This window comes from Bradyrhizobium sp. SZCCHNRI3052 (genome assembly GCF_032484895.1).
Lineage (GTDB): Bacteria > Pseudomonadota > Alphaproteobacteria > Rhizobiales > Xanthobacteraceae > Bradyrhizobium.
This window is the reverse complement of the sequence record NZ_JAUETW010000011.1, coordinates 102,634-119,200: the sequence shown is the minus strand read 5'-3', so window position 1 is coordinate 119,200 and position 16,567 is coordinate 102,634. Positions and strand designations below refer to the sequence as shown.

The 16,567-nt window shown below is 66.7% G+C and carries 11 protein-coding genes; 8 read left to right on the top strand and 3 right to left on the bottom strand.

Features of this window, described 5'->3' with window-relative positions; genetic code table 11:
• Nucleotides 1-602 precede the first annotated feature (602 nt).
• The 8 genes from QW887_RS26015 to QW887_RS25980 all read left to right on the top strand — a co-directional run bounded on the left by QW887_RS26015 (nt 603) and on the right by QW887_RS25980 (nt 12,959).
• Entirely contained in the window at nt 603-5,894 is a 5,292-nt protein-coding gene (locus tag QW887_RS26015) for an AAA family ATPase (RefSeq protein WP_315716488.1), read from the top strand.
• Nucleotides 5,895-5,926: 32 nt separating this feature from the next.
• Entirely contained in the window at nt 5,927-7,396 is a 1,470-nt protein-coding gene (locus QW887_RS26010; protein WP_315716489.1) for a formylglycine-generating enzyme family protein, read from the top strand.
• Nucleotides 7,397-7,405: 9 nt separating this feature from the next.
• Nucleotides 7,406-8,014: a DUF4399 domain-containing protein gene (locus tag QW887_RS26005; protein WP_315716490.1), complete on the top strand. Its 609-nt coding sequence runs from the start codon at nt 7,406-7,408 to the stop codon at nt 8,012-8,014.
• 271 nt (nt 8,015-8,285) lie between these two features.
• Nucleotides 8,286-8,549 carry a hypothetical protein gene (locus QW887_RS26000; RefSeq protein WP_315716491.1) on the top strand — a complete coding sequence of 88 codons (264 nt, stop codon included), beginning with the start codon at nt 8,286-8,288 and terminating at the stop codon, nt 8,547-8,549.
• Between the two features lie 439 nt (nt 8,550-8,988).
• Nucleotides 8,989-9,267, top strand: coding sequence for a PepSY domain-containing protein (locus QW887_RS25995; RefSeq protein ID WP_315716492.1), 279 nt, complete (start codon nt 8,989-8,991; stop codon nt 9,265-9,267).
• Between the two features lie 10 nt (nt 9,268-9,277).
• Complete coding sequence (locus QW887_RS25990) at nt 9,278-10,057, top strand: cytochrome b/b6 domain-containing protein (RefSeq protein ID WP_315716493.1); 780 nt, start codon at nt 9,278-9,280, stop codon at nt 10,055-10,057.
• 615 nt (nt 10,058-10,672) lie between these two features.
• Entirely contained in the window at nt 10,673-11,014 is a 342-nt protein-coding gene (locus QW887_RS25985) for a cupredoxin domain-containing protein (RefSeq protein WP_315716494.1), read from the top strand.
• A gap of 88 nt (nt 11,015-11,102) precedes the next feature.
• Nucleotides 11,103-12,959: an outer membrane beta-barrel protein gene (locus QW887_RS25980; protein WP_315716495.1), complete on the top strand. Its 1,857-nt coding sequence runs from the start codon at nt 11,103-11,105 to the stop codon at nt 12,957-12,959.
• Nucleotides 12,960-13,316: 357 nt separating this feature from the next.
• Here the strand turns inward: QW887_RS25980 and QW887_RS25975 are convergent, their stop codons facing one another.
• From QW887_RS25975 to exbB, 3 genes are read right to left on the bottom strand one after another with little or no spacing between them, the layout of a single operon-like run.
• Nucleotides 13,317-14,105, bottom strand: a complete 789-nt coding sequence (locus QW887_RS25975) for a TonB family protein (protein WP_315753745.1) — start codon at nt 14,103-14,105, stop codon at nt 13,317-13,319.
• A 26-nt stretch (nt 14,106-14,131) separates the two neighbouring features.
• Nucleotides 14,132-14,581: a TonB system transport protein ExbD gene (exbD, locus tag QW887_RS25970; RefSeq protein ID WP_315716497.1), complete on the bottom strand. Its 450-nt coding sequence runs from the start codon at nt 14,579-14,581 to the stop codon at nt 14,132-14,134.
• A gap of 4 nt (nt 14,582-14,585) precedes the next feature.
• Nucleotides 14,586-15,875 (bottom strand): tonB-system energizer ExbB, encoded by a 1,290-nt coding sequence (gene exbB, locus QW887_RS25965; RefSeq protein WP_316186070.1) that lies wholly within the window; start codon nt 15,873-15,875, stop codon nt 14,586-14,588.
• Nucleotides 15,876-16,567 lie beyond the last annotated feature (692 nt).

The window sequence follows — 16,567 nt, the reverse complement described above, 5'->3', positions numbered from 1 at the left end:
TTGCCAGCGCCGTTTCCGTCGGATGCGAGCCCGGTACTTGCGGAGGGGAGCGCGCAGCGCAATGCACGCAGTCGCCAATGCTTGTGGCGCCTGCCTTGCAAGCGAGCCGCATGCGCGGCGGGTTCGTGGCCGAACATGGACCGCAGCCGCGCTGCGGCGTGGAGATCGGGCGTTCGGCATGCGTCGGGATATTTCTTCTTGAGCGTTAGAAGTATTCTTAGACACATTCCAGCGTATTCGTCCGCAACCCAAGCTTGTTGCCGGCCACGCGCGCCGCGCTACACAAAAAGTCCAGACTAACAAACTTGTTAGGCACGATTTTCCTCATCGAATGACCCGGGATTTTTTCCCGATTCCCCGACAGGGGCGAGAATCGTCACATTCATCTACCTGTCGGGTCATTGATGTGACCTCACTTCGCCATACCCCTCCGCAACGAGTCGGGAGTTCCGTCGACGTTGCAGCGAGGCAAGCTTGTCCACTCTGAACCCACCCTTCGATCGCCCGGCGCACCGCGATCACGCGCAGGGCCATCCTTGTCGGTCAGCCTCTCGCCGAGCTCCCGCCGACGTCGCGGCCGACTTCAGAGAAGGATCTGTGCGATGAGCCAGCTGGTGAATGTGCGGCCCAACGAGGCCGGCGCGGGCGATCGCAAGGCGCAGAGCAGTGCAGCCGATCACGGCATGCGGCTGCTTGGTGCTATCGGTGCGGCGGCCCTGGAGCCGCAGTCGCCGACCGACGCCTGGGCGTTCTCGACGAGCGAAGCGCTCGGCACGGGATCGGTGGTCGAGCCGTTGCAGGACGTGCTCGGCAGTCTGACCGAGATCATTCGGGCCGAGGGCTCCCCGGCGGAGCGGCAGCCGGATCATCCATTCGCCGACGATCATGGCTTCGCGCTCGACCAGGAGGAGCTGGCGGGTCTGCCGGGCGTGGTGCTCAATACCTTCGATGTTGACGGTCCGGTGTGGCTCGCCGTCGAGGCGCTTGCTGCGACACAGCCCCCCGCCATCGACTACGATCTCAAGATCTGGGTCGAGCCGTCGTCCGAGCCCGACCGTCGTCCATCGCCGCACGAGAGCATCGTGGTCACGGTCGATGAGATGGAGAAGAACCGCCTCACCTTCGCCCGCCACGCACGGCCCGAGGATTTTTCGCCCGCCCCGGCGCTGGGCGCCTGGACCGGACGGCTGCGTCTGGAGCAGCGTCCTGACCTCGTGCAGCGGATCGAGCGCTATATCAGCGGGCCATGGACCGCCTGGGCCGACACCGAGCGCATGCGCCGCCGGACCATGGCGATCCATCAGCGGCTGCGCGACATGGCGGCCACGGCCGGCGCCGATCAGGCGATCGAGGTCATGTGGGGCATCGCGCTGTCATCGTGGCGGCAGGGCGGGCGCGAATTCGAGTTGCCGCTGTTCGAGCGCGCGGTCGAGATCGAGATCATTGCGCGTCCGGATGCCGAGGTCAGGGTCCGGCCGCGCTTCGTCGGCGCAACCGTCAATTTGAGGGCGCTCGATGCCGTGGCGCCGGACGTGGCGCTTGCCGTGCGCGACAAGCCGGATCGCCTGGTCGAGGCGCTCGAGCAGCGCGCAGAGCTGTCGCCGTTCACGCCGGTCGGCATCGATCAGATCCTGAGCGCCGCAGGCGCGCAATCCGGTTACAAGACGTCGCGCAGTCTCGCATCTTCGGACGATGCGCCGGCCATGGAGGCCTCGGAGGCCGCGCTCACGTCGGGACGCTGGGTCATATCCGCGCGGCGGCGGCCGGAGAGCCTCGCCATGCGCGACATCGACCGTCTCAAGAACGCGATCGAGCATGCGCCGCAGAGTGAGTGCTGCCTGTCGGGAGCCGTGAGCGCGCTGCTCTCGCAGCCGGATGGACGTGGCCACGCCAATGCGCGCCGGCACCTGTCCGGCATCGTCGGCGGCCCGATCGACCTTGCGCCTGCGCCCAAGCCTGCTGCGGTCGAGCAGGGCGATCTGTTCTTCCCGCTGCCGGCTGTCGCGGAGGATGTCGAGGTCGTACGCGAACTGTCGCGGTCGGATGGCCTGATGGTCCAGTCTGTCGAACGCGACGATCGGATCACGGCGCTCGTCAACGTCGTCTGCCATCACCTCGCGCTCGGCTCGCGCGTCCTCGTCGTGTCCAGGGACGAGGCTGCACTTTCGCTGCTGCATCAGAAGCTGCCGCCGGCCATTCGCGAGCTGACCGTCAGCTCGACCGGCTCCGACAAGGACGTGCTCAGGAAGGCCGAAGCCCTGGCGGGCCGGCTGCAATCGATCCTGGATACGCCAAATCTGCGCGATCAGGTCGGTCAGATCGGCCGGCTCGAACGCGACATTATCTCGAAGCGCACGCAGATCGCATCGCTCGACGACGAGATCGCCGAGATCGTCCGGCGTAACCTGCGGCTCGCCGGCGGCTTGCCGGAGCTGCCGTTCGATTTGTTCAAGGCGCTGGTCGGCGAGCAGGACGCGCATGCCTGGTTCACCGACCGGCCGAAGCACCTGCTCGCAGCCACCGACCCGCTCGTTACGGCGATCGACAAGGCACGCGAGGCGCGGCTGCGGCTTGCCGCTGATCTCAAGCACATCGATGTCGAGTTGCCGGAGCTCGCGGCGCTTCCCGACACCGCCGCTATCCTGCGTCTGCACGCGGAGCTGCAGCACCAGGCAGGGCTGACGTCGGACGCTGGCCGCGACGAGGATCTCGCGCTCGACGCCATCGCGACCTTCGGGCTCGACGCAACCAACCGCCTGGCGGCCGATCTCGATGCGCTGGTAGCCGGCCATCGCGCCATCGCCGAGGAAACCTGGCTCGCGCGGCTGTCGCCGCTCGGCGCCGCCAAGGCTGACGCTCCCGCAGGTCTCGACAAGGTCGTGGGGTGGGCGCGTGATGCGTCGTTCCAGCTGTCGCGGAGCGCCGAATTCGCGAGGCGCCAGGTGCAGGCGCCGGTCGAGGCGTTCACCAGGAGGGACGCGATCCGCGTGGTCGAGCGGCTTGCGGCCGGCGAGAAGCCGTTCGCGCGGTTCTCGCCCTCGCGCCGCGCGCTGAAGGCCGCCGTCGAAGCGATCACGGTGGACGGTGCCTCGCCGTCGAAGCCGGCGGACTGGCAATATGTCGGGCGCTTCCTGCTGTGGCGCCACGACCTGCATGCGTTGCGCGCGCGCTGGACGTCGATCGCAACGCAGATCGGTGCACCCGCGCTTCAATTGGAATCGGCGCGGGCGTTCGATGACCTCGAGCACATCGTCAAGAGCGTCGAGGCCGCCATCGTGACGGCCGCGCTCGCCGTCCGCAGCGTGGCCGATGCCTGCTCCAAGCTGTCGGTGCCGGACGGCGACGTCAGGGCGATGCTGGCCGATGCACAGCGGCTGGCCGCGTTCGGCGCGGCGATTCGGACCGTCATGACGCGCGTATCGGGACCGCTGATCGAACTCGCTCGCCTCGGCGAATTGTTCGCCCGGGCGGGAGAACTCGCCGTCTCCGTTCAGGAGAACGTGCTGTCGCGGGTCGGTGACGCCGAGACGGAGCCGCAGGAGCTCGAAACGCGGTGGACAGGCATTCTCGCGACCATGGAGAAGATCCGCGAGGCCAGGCCGGACTACGAACTCGTCAGGACCGCCTGCCGGATGGTGACTGCGGCGGGCGCGCCGAGTCTGGCGCAGCGGCTGCGGTCCGCGCCGGGCGCGGGCGAGGCGAAGGATGCGGCGACGCTCGCGGAATGGGTGGCGGCCTGGAATTGGGCCGTGCTGATGCGGATCGAAAGTCCGGAGGAGCGGCAGCTGCTGCATGACCTCGCGGCTCAGCGCGCGCGGCTGGAGACGCGGTCGCTGGCCTTGTTCGAAGCGGTGATCGGCGCCCGCATGTCGCTGGGCATCGCGCAGAATGCGGGCGTCGCCGTCAGGCAAGCGGTGAAGCGGTTCAGGGACTCGATGCAGAAGATGGCGTCGGCCTGCTCCGGTCCGACCGCACGCCGACTTCGGCTTGCTGCGCGCAGGTCTCTCGACGGCTGGCTCGAGGAGATTCCCTGTCACGTGATGCCGGCCTGGCGTGTCGCCGAGTTGCTGCCGGCTCGGATCGGCACCTTCGATCTTCTGGTCGTCGAACACGCCTCGCGCTCCGATCTGCGCGAACTGACGGCGATGCTGCGGGCCCGCAAGGTTCTGATCAGCGACGAGCGTCACGACGACGGAGCCTTGGTCGAAGCCGGCCGCAACGATCCTGTTGTCAAACGCACCGAGACGAACACGCTGCGCCGCGTTCCACCAGCGCTGCGGCGGCTGCTGATGCCGGGTGCCTCGCTGCGCGATCTCGCCGCGATCCTGTTTCCCGATCGCATGATCGAGCTGCGCGCGCGCCCTGCCGGCGTCGAGACAGCCTCGGTCACAGCTTCGCTGCTGCCCGCCGATACGTCCAGACCGGCCGATGCACCAGCCGCCGAGCTGCCGCGGCCGGCCCGCGCGGCAGCGCCCGCGCCGAAGCAGCGGCCGCAGCCACGGCAAGTCTTCACGACGCACTCGCTCGAAGAGGAGATCGCCACCGTCGCGAAATATCTCTCGATGGCTCGCCGCTCGGGGACGGACATCGTCACGGCTGCCGCCGGCAAGCCGAGCGCGCCCGCGATAGCGCAGCGTGCCGAGAGCCGCGCGGCTGCGCCCAAGCCCGCGCCGGAGATTCGCGTGCTGCGCCGGCGTCCGCCGCGCGAGCCGGCCGCGGACATCGTGACGCCGGTTGTGACTCCGGCTCCGCCTGAGCTGCCGACCGTCGCGCAGCCAGCCACGGTCGAGCCGACCCAGCCGAGCGCGGCCGCCGTCACTGAAGCGCCGGTCATCGTCGCCGACCGGGCTGCGGTGCCGCAGCGCCCTGCCGAAAAAAAGGTGGTCACGGCGGAGATCGAGGCGGAGTCCACGGGCGCCGCGCCGGCAGAGCCCGTGAAGCCTGCCGTCGTTGCGACACCCGCTGCGGCAGCGGCTTCTGCCACCACTGAGCCCGCCGCCGCGGCTGCAGCCCCGGCGACCGAGATCAAGATTCACCCCTCCCTCCTCGCGATGGCCTTCAAGGCGACGGAGAACGCCGCGGCACCACGCCGCCGTCGGCCGAGCCGGCGGGTGATGGCATTTGCCGCGGCCGGATTGCTGGTAGTCGTCGGTGCGGCGGTGTCCTGGGAGCGCGCGTCGGAATGGATCCAGCTGTCCCTGAGCGGTGCGACGGCAGCGTCGGCTCTGCCGAGCGAACCGGGCGCCCACAAGGTCAGTGCAGAGCGGATCACGCCCGAGGCCAAGCCGGTGGTTGAGGCCAAGCCGGTGGTTGTCGCCGCGGCCGGGGAGCATGCCACGGTCGGCATGAGCGTGCCGGTCAGCACGCCGGCGCAGGCGTTCCTCTATCATGAGGATCCGCAGGATCCGAAGGGCAAGCGTTATCCTGGCAAGGTCACCTGGTCGATCGAGCAGACCAAGGGGCCGCGACTCGATACGGCGCCGGCGATCAAGGGTGAGATCGAGATCGAGAACGGCACCAAGGCCACGATCTCGCTGCGGCGGAACGCCGACATGGAGATGCCGGCGAGTCACATCATGGAGCTCAAGTTCGACTGGCCAGATCAGTCGGTCAGCGGCCTGACCAGCCTGAGGGGCATCGGCCTGAAGGGCGAGGAGGCCGAGCGCGGGACGGCGCTGGTGACCCAGACCGCCCGGGTGACACCGAAATACTTCATGGTCGCGCTGTCGGCCAACGAGGTCGATACCAAGCGCAATCTGATGCTTCTCAAGGGCAAGCAGTGGTTCGACATTCCGATCGTCTACGAGGGCGGCAACCGGGCGCTGCTGTCGATCGAGAAGGGATCCGACGGCGACCGCGTGTTCAAGGACGTGTTCGCCAGCTGGGGTCAGTGACGGGGTTGGCGGGCATCACGAGCGAGGACAGCATGAGCGAGAGTTCAGCGTTGCAATGGCTGCGGGCTCCCAAGCTCGCCGAGGATGCGCTGCCGGAGGATTCCCGTGCGGTGGCCTGCCGGCGCTGCGGCCGCACGGTGCAGGTCTCGCTCAGCCCGATGCGTCCGCCAAGCTTCCTGCGCGTCGAGGATCAGGTCGAGTGTCCCGAGGTGCAGGAGCGCTGGACCGGCAAGAGCGAAGGCGGGCTGTTGCTGATGATGTGCGGCGCGCTCGAGCAGTCGCTCGATGCCGAATGGGAGATCGCAGAGCCTGAGAGTGCGGCTCGACGAGAACCTGCACCAGTCTCTCCGGTGCGCCCGTCGCCCGGGCCGGCGGCGCCCCTTCCGGACAGATGGGACGACGGTAGCGACGGTGATCAGGAGGAGAGGGGTAAGGGCGGCCGGCTGAAGGCCGTGTTCGCGCCGGCGGCAGGTGCGCGCAAGAAGCTGATCCGCGGAGCGCTCGGCGTCGTGGTCCTCGGCATCGTCTTCCTCGGCGGCGTGCTGTTGCCGCTACGCGAGATCAGGCTGCTGATTCAGGCGCCGCCTGGGTCGGCCGGATCGTCGAGCTCGCAGCAGGAGGCGCAGTCCGCCGCGCCGCTGCCTCCGCCGCGCCGGATCCTGCTGGAAGCCGCCGGCGCGCGCCAGGACGCCGCGCGATCGCCGTCCAGCGCCTTCATCGCGCCGCGCCAGGATGCTCCGGCACTCGAGGCGACGCTGGCGCGATCATCCGACACGGCAGCCATTCCGCGGCCCGCGCCGGCGCCGGAAGCCGGGCCGAAGCTGCGCGTGCCTGAGCTGGTTGCGATCGCCGGTGGCAGTTTTGCGATGGGCGGCGACGACGAGTCCGAGCAGCCGGCGCATCAGGTCAGCGTGCGACCGTTCTCGCTCGGCAAGCATCCCGTGACGATCGGCGAGTGGAAGCAGTGTGTCGCCGCGGCAAGCTGCGCCGACATCGCGGCCGGCGCGGATGATCGTCCGGTCACCAACCTGAGCTACGACGACACGCAGGCCTATCTCGCCTGGCTGTCGAAGGCGACCGGCAAGTCGTTCCGGCTGCCGTCCGAGGCCGAGTGGGAATATGCCGCGCGCGGCGGCCAGCGCACCCGCTATTGGTGGGGCGATCGCATGCGCCCCGGCATGGCCAGTTGCAAGGGCTGCAACGGCACGGGCGACGCCGAGACCGACCAGCCGCCGAAGATCGGCAGCGTCCAGGCCAATCCTTACGGCCTGTTCGACATGGGCGGCGGCGTCGGCCAGTGGGTCGCCGACAGCTGGCACAAGAACTACAAGGGCGCGCCGGCGGATGGATCGGCCTGGCTCGAGGAAGGTAGCTATGCCCGTGTCATCCGCTCGGGATCGTGGAAGAACGGCGCCGCCGATGCGCGGGCCGGCAGCCGCGACCGCTATGACGGCCGCATCCGGCATCCGACCCTGGGTTTCCGCATCGCGCTCTCACCATAGGGGATTTGCATGCTGCCGAGGTCTGCGCGACTCTGCCTCATCCTGACCGCATCGCTCGTGCTCGCGCCGTCATTGGCGCCGGCCAAGGGAACGAAGGCTGCGAAGGATGCCCGCGTCTATTTCATCTCTCCTGCGGACGGGGAGACGGTGACCGGGCCCTTCATCGCTCGTTTCGGACTGCGCAACATGGGCGTTACCCATGCGGGCGACGATTTCGCCGGCAGTGGCCATCATCATCTTCTGGTCGACGTCGACGAGACGATGCAGGCCGGCGAGGAGATTCCGCGCGACAAGAAACACGTTCATTACGCAGCGGGGGAGACGGAGGCGCGGATCGAATTGTCGCCCGGCAAGCACACGCTGCAGCTCGTGCTGGGCGACACCAGGCATCTCAACTTCGATCCGCCCGTGATCTCCGAGAAGATCATGATCACGGTGAGCAAGCCGAACGGAGGCGAGCAGGAGGCGCGCGCGACGCGCAGCGTCACCGTCCGAAGCCGACCGCAGATCCGATCCGTACCAACCGAGCCGCCGGCCCAGCCCGAGCCGTCGCCGGAGATGACGAAGTCGCCCGAGAGCTCCGACTTCATCAGCCGCGTCTTCTCCGGAACGAAGTGACGAGCCTTCCATTCCCGACGGCCGGGCGCCTGATGCGCGTCGGCCTGCGCGCGACCGTGGGACGCAAGCTGGCTCGCTCCTCGAGGATCCATCGCTGAGGGCGGCGCTTGTCGCTCGATGGCGGCAAGGACGATCCACCATCGTCCTGCCCCTGCCGCAGCGATGGAATGATGCATGTCGAAATCCGCGCCAGGGCTCGCGAGGCATGCGCCGCACTGGGCGGCGCAAGCGCAGCTCACCCGGCAATGGCCGCTCGTCCTGGCGCGCGTCCATGGCAGATCCCGACGCAAGCGGGGACGTCGTTGCCGAGGCATCCGACACGTCGTTTTCCTGCAACGACTCGCCATCCTGGTCGGCAGTCAGTGTCGGCAAGGGCATCGCCCGCGCCCAGGATCAGGATGGCTGCGCCGCTGTCCGCACGGATGTGCGTTTGACGGCCGGACGATGCGTGCGCAAGCAGCCGCATCGTCATCATCCACCATCGATCTCGATCCGGTCGTGCGAACGATGGCGACGCTCAAAAAAAAATTTCTGAGGCTTAAGGTCGCAGCCTTGTAGCTGTCGGTTCCTTTCTCGCCTCACCATGGTCACAGCGGCAATCGGGCAGGAGTGTGGTCCCGCACACAGCGCCGTCCACGCCTTGTGCGGGAGCAAAGCGCATGCGCCTCGCGATGATGCTGCTACATCCTTGCGAATCAATATCAGTTGCAATGCGCGGGGAACCGCGCGCGTTGTCGAGTCCTGAAAAGATCAGCGGCCTGCCGACACGGTTCAATCCTGACGGGACCGCATGTGAGTTCGCATCTCAGCGACATTGCGGCCGGATGCGGAACGTTTCGAGCCGCGCCTGCGTGATCGAGGCCATCCGCCGCGGATGATGATGTCCAAGTTTCGTTGAAATCTCCTCCCCTTTGTAGCCTGCGCATCGAGCGCTGTTGGCGCCGATGGCGCAGTCTTCGAGGAGGGATTTGATTATGAAGGTCATCAAGCTGATGGGCGTGGTCTTGGCGGCGGGTCTGGCGTCGGGCTCCGCAGCGCTCGCCGACGGCTACAAGGATTGCACCAAGCTCGACAAGGCGTCGTGGAAGACCACCGCCGAGGCCGAGGCAAAGGCGAAGGCCGCGGGCTACGAGGTTCGACAGACCAAGATCGAGGGCACCTGCTACGAGGTCTACGGCGTCAAGGGCGGTAAGCTCTATGAGCTGTTCTACAGCCCCGAAGACCTCGCGCTGAAGCACACCAAGGCGAAGTGATCTGATGGTCATGCGTGACGCAGGCCAGGCACAGCGGAGCGTCTTCTCCGAGACGCCGGCGAACTCGGGTTCGGGGACCGTAGCGGTCTGGGATTTTCCGCTGCGCGTCTGGCACTGGTCGCTCGCGGCCTTCGTGCTCGTCGCCTGCGTCACGCCCAACACGTTCGATCGCCTGCATCGCCTGGCGGGCTATGCCGTCATCGGTCTTCTCGCCTTCAGGCTGATCTGGGGACTGATCGGCAGCCGTCATTCGCTGTTTGCGCGGATCAGCCTCAAGCTGCGGGCGGCGCCTCAGTACATCGTGGGCATGTTGCGCGGAGAGACGGGACGCTATCTGGGCCTGAACCCGGCAGGGGCCGCGATGCTGGTCGTGATGCTTGCGCTTCTGATCGTCTCGACCATCAGCGGCGTCATGCAGGTCTCGATCCGGTTCTTCGGCGTCGGCTGGATCGAGCAGGCGCATGCGCTGTCGTCCAATGCCATCATCGCCCTGATCGCCGTGCATGTGCTCGGCACGGTGTGGATGAGCGTGCTGCAGCGGGAGAATTTGATGCGCGCGATGGTGACGGGACGCAAGCGCGTGCCTGGCATCATGCGCGCCGCGCCTGCGGTGGCGCGCAGCGTCGCACGCCAGAGCCCGGAGCCCGAGCCGATGGCGGACGAGGAGCACGTATCCGTTGTACCCGATCTGCCGCCCCTGCGCGTGAATCCGGCCCCCGGCGCCGCGAAGCCTGCGCGTATGCCGCGATCCCTCAGCATTCACGACAGGCGGCTGGGGGTCGGCAGGTGAGACGGCGGGCATCGGTCGTGTGCGCTCGCCGGCGATATGTGCGTGCAGGCCCGCGCCTGATTTCATTTCTAGTGCGCGCAAGGCTTGTCCGCGCACGGCTCGAGCTGGATGGACGCACACGCATATTGCGGTCCATGCCGCGTGAGACCAGCACGAGCGTGTCCCTTCGTGCATCTCGCTCGCACTCGTCTCGATGAGCGGGCGCATGAGGATCATGCATGTGCTGTGCGCAGCGTAGGCGGTCGATCGTGAGTCTCGTGTGGTTCGCGGTGCGCGACGGCGCTGCATGACCTGTCGTGTCTCATATCAGCACAGATGCGAACTAAGGCGATTGTGCTGCTACCGACCGCAGTGACCGCTGATTTTCGTCGTTGTCATTCGGCGACGCGCATCGGCGATGCTCGAGCCCACGCGTCTGCGCGGCGACTTGACGCCGTACAACTAATAAATTCGCGCGCTTTGTCGCACACACAGATGTTGTCAAATTTCGACACGGCAAATTGCCGCATTCGGGACTTTATAGTCGTTCTATGAAGTGTCGAAGACTCGTCGAAACAGGCGAGCGCGGGAAGACGTTCGGCACATTCGGGTGAATTCGGGACAGGGACATACAGCATGAATCTCTTTGGGAAGGTACAGGCAGCAGGAGCCGCCGTGCTGTTGATCGCGGCGTTCGCGCTGCCGGCAGGGGCGGCTGAGACGACCATCGAGATATCGGTCAAGGACAACAAGTTTCAGCCGGCGGAGATGAAGGCGCCGGCCAACACGCCGATCGTGTTCAAGGTCAAGAATCTGGATGGCGCGCCGGTCGAGTTCGAGAGCGAGCCCCTGGAGTTCGAGACGGTGATCAAGCCCAACATGGAAGGCGTCGTGAAGGTCAAGGCGCAGAAGCCGGGACGCTACGAATTCTTCGACGACTTCCATCAGGGCAACAAGGGCGCGCTGATCATCGAGTGATCCGACCTTCGACGCCGTGATGCCGGGATGCGTCACGCCGCGGGCGCCGCGCTTCGCGGGTTGCCGAACTCGACGGAGACGAGGCTCTTTGGAACGGGCAGCACGAGAGACGGTCGCTTCCAGACGTGGCATCGGTCGCGACGTCTCACGGTGCCAGGAGGAGACGGTTGCGATCACCGTGCTGCTCGTGACGCTGTTCGGAGTCGCGCCGTCCTACGGTCAGACCGTCACGCCGGGGAGCCAGGTCAGGGCCTATGCAGATCCGGCGACCACCGACGCCGGACCGGTGGTGGTCGTACCCAATCGCCGCCGCCAGCCGGTGAGGCCGGCGAACAGCAATGGACCGCTGGTCATTCCGCAGGTGATCGTTTCGCCGGGCGGGGTCGAGCCGGAGCCGAAGGCGGCCACGCAGGTGGACGAGGCCCCGCCGCCGCGGCCGCGGTCTCCGATCGATGCGGGCGCGGGCGCGCTCCCGCAGGCCGCGCGCCGCGAGCCGGCGCCGCGTCTGGCTCCGGTTCGAAACGGCTTTTTCGGTGCACCGTCCGCCGGCCTCCTGGTCGGCGGCTGCCTGTCGACGCCAGGCCGGCTGTCGGTCACGAACGTGCCCAATCGCTGCCTGGACGCGCTGGCGTTCGCCGTCAGTCCGCCGCCGGCGACGCGTGGCGTGCTGCCGCGTAACCTGCCGCCGATTCCGCGACAGGATGCGCAGCCGATTCCGCCCGTTCTGGCGGACAAGCCCAAGATGCGGCTGCCGCCGGTGAACAAGGGGCAGAAGCCGCAGGAGCAGCCGCAGCCGCCGATGATGGCGGAAGACCCCTATGAGCCCAAGGGCATCACGGTGGGAAACTTCATCCTGAAGCCTGCGTTCGAAATGTCCTCAGGCTTCGACAGCAATCCCGGCCGTGTGCCGCAAGGCAAGGGCTCGGCCTTCGTCAGCGTTGCGCCGGTCCTGCTCGTGCGCTCTCAGTTCGAGCGGCATCTGCTCAACGCCGATGTGCGCGTCGGCTACATCGACTATGCGAAGCTCCGGCAGCTCAGCAGGCCTACCGTCGACGCCAAGGTGAATGGGCGCTACGACATCACCGATACGTTTGCGCTCAACGGCGAGGGCCACGTTGCCGTCGATGCCGATGATCCCGGCACGCCGCGCTTCGCCGGCCGGTTCGCCAGGATTCCGCTCGCCTCCACCGTCGGCGGCTCGGCGGGCGTCACCAAGCGGTTCGAGGAGGTCGAGGTCTCGACCAAGGCCGCCATCGACCGCGTCGCGTTCCAGAACGCGCCGCTCGTCGACGGCCAGATCGTCAGCAATGCCGATCGCAACTTCGTCCAATACGGCTCGCAGAGCCGCATCACCTACAATCTGACGCCGGAGATCCGTCCCTTCGTCGACGTCGCCGTCGATCGCCGCGTTCACGACATCGCGGTCGATGCCGAAGGCTTCCGCCGCGACTCCACCGGGACGGCGGTCGAGGCCGGCGTGACCTTCAACTACGCCGACAAGCTGACAGGCGACGTCGCCGTCGGCTATCTGACGCGCCGCTATCAGGATCCGATGCTCAAGCCGGTCAACGGCTTCATTGCCGACGCCAATCTGACATGGCAGTTCGCCAAGGAGACGGCGATCGCGCTGGGGGCCAAGTCGCAGGTGGTGGAGATCACCGAGCCCGGCATTTCCGGCGTGCTCAAGCGCGACGTCACCGTCGGCATCGAGCATCAGTTCGAGCCCTGGCTCGTCGGCACGTTCCTCGCCGGCTATGGCGAGGACGCGTTCACCGGCACGACGCGGGTCGACAACCGCTATCTGGTCGAGCTCGGCATGCTCTACAAGTTCTCACGCCTGCTGCAGCTCAGGGCCAGCGTCCGGCGCGAGGAGACGCGCTCCAACTTCCGCGAAAACAATCTGTCGGCGACCGTGGTGCAGGTCGGCGCGCGGGTACAGTACTAGACGAACGTTTCCATCCAATCGGCATGCGTGGTGGGCTGAGCCCCCCGCAGTCTCCAACGCTGTCGTGCCTCGCGAAAGCGGGGCATCCAGTACTTCCGTGGCGGCAGATGCCGAACCGAAACGTCACGGCGTACTGGATCGTCCGCCTTCGGACGATGACAGCGAGGGATACCCATCTCCGTAGGAATTGAGAGGGGACTTTGGAAAAGGTCGTCTCGCGGGAATTTCGGCCGGGTACGGAAAGGTCTCGCGTTCCTTCGTCCGCGCGACCTAGGCCCAGCAGACGCAAAAAGCAGCGCTCGCGCCATTGCGAACGCTGCCAAGTCTTCAAGATACACGCGTCGAACGACGCACCGTCTACTTCTTCTGGTTGAAGTTCACGTCGAGGCTGAAGCTGAACTGATCGTCCGTCAGTCCGGACGGCGGCGCAGGCACAGGGTCGGAGCGGCGGATCATCGCCAGCGCGGCATCGTCGAACATCGAGTCGCCGGACGACTGCATGACGGACGCAGACACCACCTTGCCGGCCCGGCTCAGCACCAGCGCCACCTTGACCGTGCCATTGTGCTTCTTGCCTTCCGGATAGCGCTTGTGCAGCTCGAAATAGGCGCTGATCTTTCGGCCCCAATCGTTGGTCAGCTTCTGCTTGTCCTTGCCCATTCCCGGATTGGGGGCCTTGGCCGTCTCGGCCGGCGGCGCGGCCTCGTCCAGCGCCTTGCGGGCCGATTCTTCCTGCGCAGCAGATGCGACCGACGCCTCGGCCTGCTGGGTTGCCTGCTGCTGCTCCTCCTTCTCCGGCTTCTTGGGATCGTTCTGCGTGACGACCCGATCGGCCTCCTCCTCTGTCTCGGTCGGCTTGTCCTTGACGGCGTCGGACTCCTTGACTTCGGCGGTCTGCTGCATCTGCTCCGGCGCAGCTTCGGCCGCGTCGCTGTCGGGACCCGGCGGAAGATCGTTGTCCTCGACCTGGGGCGAGGCGATCTCGAGCGCGAATTCGGCGCCGGCCGCGCCGAGACCGCCGTCCGCGTCATTGCCGCTGAGATGGACGACCGCGAGCGCGGCGCCGCCACCGTGCAGCATGAGGGCGCCGATCGCGGCTGAGATCCACAAGCGGCGCGACGCTCCCTGATACTTGTGTTCGACCATTCTTCAGTTCCGTCGTTTCACTGGTTTCAATGTGCAGCCTGGGCGGCGGCCTGTGAGACGCCTTCGACAGTCACGAGCTTGATCTTCGGATAGCCGCCGGTCCGCAGCAGCTCCATCACGTCCATCAGCTCTCCATACGCCACGCCCCGGTCGGCGCGCAGGAAGATGAACTTGTCCTTCGCCGCCTCGGGGATGTGCTCGAGCGTGCTCACCAGGCTCGCCCGTTTCACCGGCTCCTCGCCGACGAACAGCGTCAGATCCGGCTTGATGCTGACATAGATCGGCTTGTCCGGCTTCTTCTGCGGCGTGGCCGTCGATGTCGGGAGATCGACCGGCACGTCGACCGTCGACAGCGGCGCCGCCACCATGAAGATGATCAGCAGCACCAGGATCACGTCGATGAAGGGCGTGACGTTGATGTCGCTCGTCTCGCCGAGATCATCGTCGCCATCGCCTTCCGAGAGAGAGACGGCCATGGAGCTACTCCGCCGCCAGCGCCATCGGAGGCGCAGAGTGGACGTGGATCGGCTCGAAGCGCTCGCCGTGATGGCTGCTGTGGTGGCTCTGGCCGCGATCCAGATCGCGCGACAACATCCGGGCGGTGGCGCCGGAGGACCGGTTCACGAGCTCCATGTAGCCCTTCGTCACCCGTGTGAAGTGATTGTAGATGATCACGGCCGGGATCGCGGCGACGAGGCCGATGGCGGTTGCGAGAAGCGCTTCGGCGATGCCGGGCGCGACGACGGCGAGGTTCGTGGTCTGCGACTTCGAGATGCCGATGAAGCTGTTCATGATGCCCCAGACCGTGCCGAACAGGCCGACGAAGGGCGAGATCGAGCCGATCGTGGCGAGCAGGCCCATGCCGGTCCGGCAACGCCGGCCCTCGGCACGTACGATCTCGGAGAAGCTCGACGCGGCGCGCTCGTTGACGCCGTGAGACGGCAGTTCGGACGACATTCTGATCTCGTGCATGGCGGCGTCGATCAGAGCCGTCAGCACGTTCTGGCGTGATCCCAGCGCGAGCTTGGCTTCCGACAGCCAGCGTACGTCGTCGACCTTGCGCAGCGCGCCGCTCAGCTTCCGGCGCAGGATGGAGAACTCGATGGTCTTGGCGATGAAGACGGTCCAGGTCGCAAGCGAGGCGAGCGCGAGCCCCATCATGACCGACTTCACGAGAATGTCGGCGGCCAGGAACATCGACCATGGCGACAGATCATGCGGCACGTGTGATGCCGCTTGCGCACCGCCTTGTGCCGCGCCCTGGGCCGGCTTCTCTGCCTGGTCCTTCGCCTTGTCGCCCGCTGCCGTGTCCGTGACGGCTTCGGTCGCGGTCGACGGTTGGGTGTCGTTCGTTGCGGCGGCCGGTGCCTGGTTCGTTGCACCAGCTTGCGGCGTGGTCGCGGCCGGAGCCGGCGAAGGCGCGGCCGCCTGCGCCGTGGGCGCGGGCTGGGCAACGGCGGGGGCTGTCTGCGCCTGTCCGACGGTCATCGGCTTCGGAGCCCCGCCCTGAGCTTGAGCTGCGTGCGCGACGGGAGCCGGCGCACTGGCGGCGTTGGCGAGCGCAGCTGCAGGCGCCTGCGTGGCGGCCGCCGTCGTCGGAGCCTGAACGGATTTCGCGCCGGTCGGAGTCGTCGGACTCGGTGCTGTGGTCTGCGGGGCGGTGGCAGCCTGGCCAGGTCTCGGCGACGTGGCCGGCTGCTCGGCATGCGCCATGGCGCCGGCCGAAACGGCTGCGATCACCGCTCCTACATGAAGAACGATCCTGAACATGTTGCTGCGTACCCCTTGGTAGTTATCTTCTCTGTAATGCTTCTAGTCGTAACCCGGCTGTTTTGAGACGGCGCGTTGACTCAAAGCGGGAACATCAATGTCGGCAGTCACTCCGGTAAGTGCGATGCCAGATGAAAAATCGAATCGTGTGATCTGCGTAAGAGCTCGCGATGCTGCCCATCGCGTCATAACTCCCTGAAAGTCCTGACCTGGGGCGCGACGAGCCGTGCACGGTTCCGCCAACGCGGCTGCCTGTCACGCAAATGCCGCCGTTCGGTCTTCCATCAATTCTAATTAGTCGGCGCCGGCGTGATGGTCCCGTTCGGTGGGCGCGAGGGCATCACGCGCGTTCTTCGAGACGTGATGCCGCCGGAAACGGCTCGAAAGCGTCGAGATCCGAATCAGGGGGCGGTGGAATCAGGTTTGTTTGAAAAACGGGCCGCGCGCGATCTGGTCAAGCCGCGAGCAGTGGCTGAAGTTCGCGAATCGCACACGCTTGCCGGCGTAGAAAGATCGTGCTGCTCGCAAGCGGCGGTCTGCCGGCAGTCAAGGACGTGTGACAGCTCAAGGAAGGACAGCCGGCCGCTTGTGAGATTGGACGGTGGTCCATCGCGAAGGCTGAGAACGGCTCCGCAGCGATGCGGTCATCGTCCGAACGAATGAGCCGGGCTGCATGTGTGCAACCCGGCTCG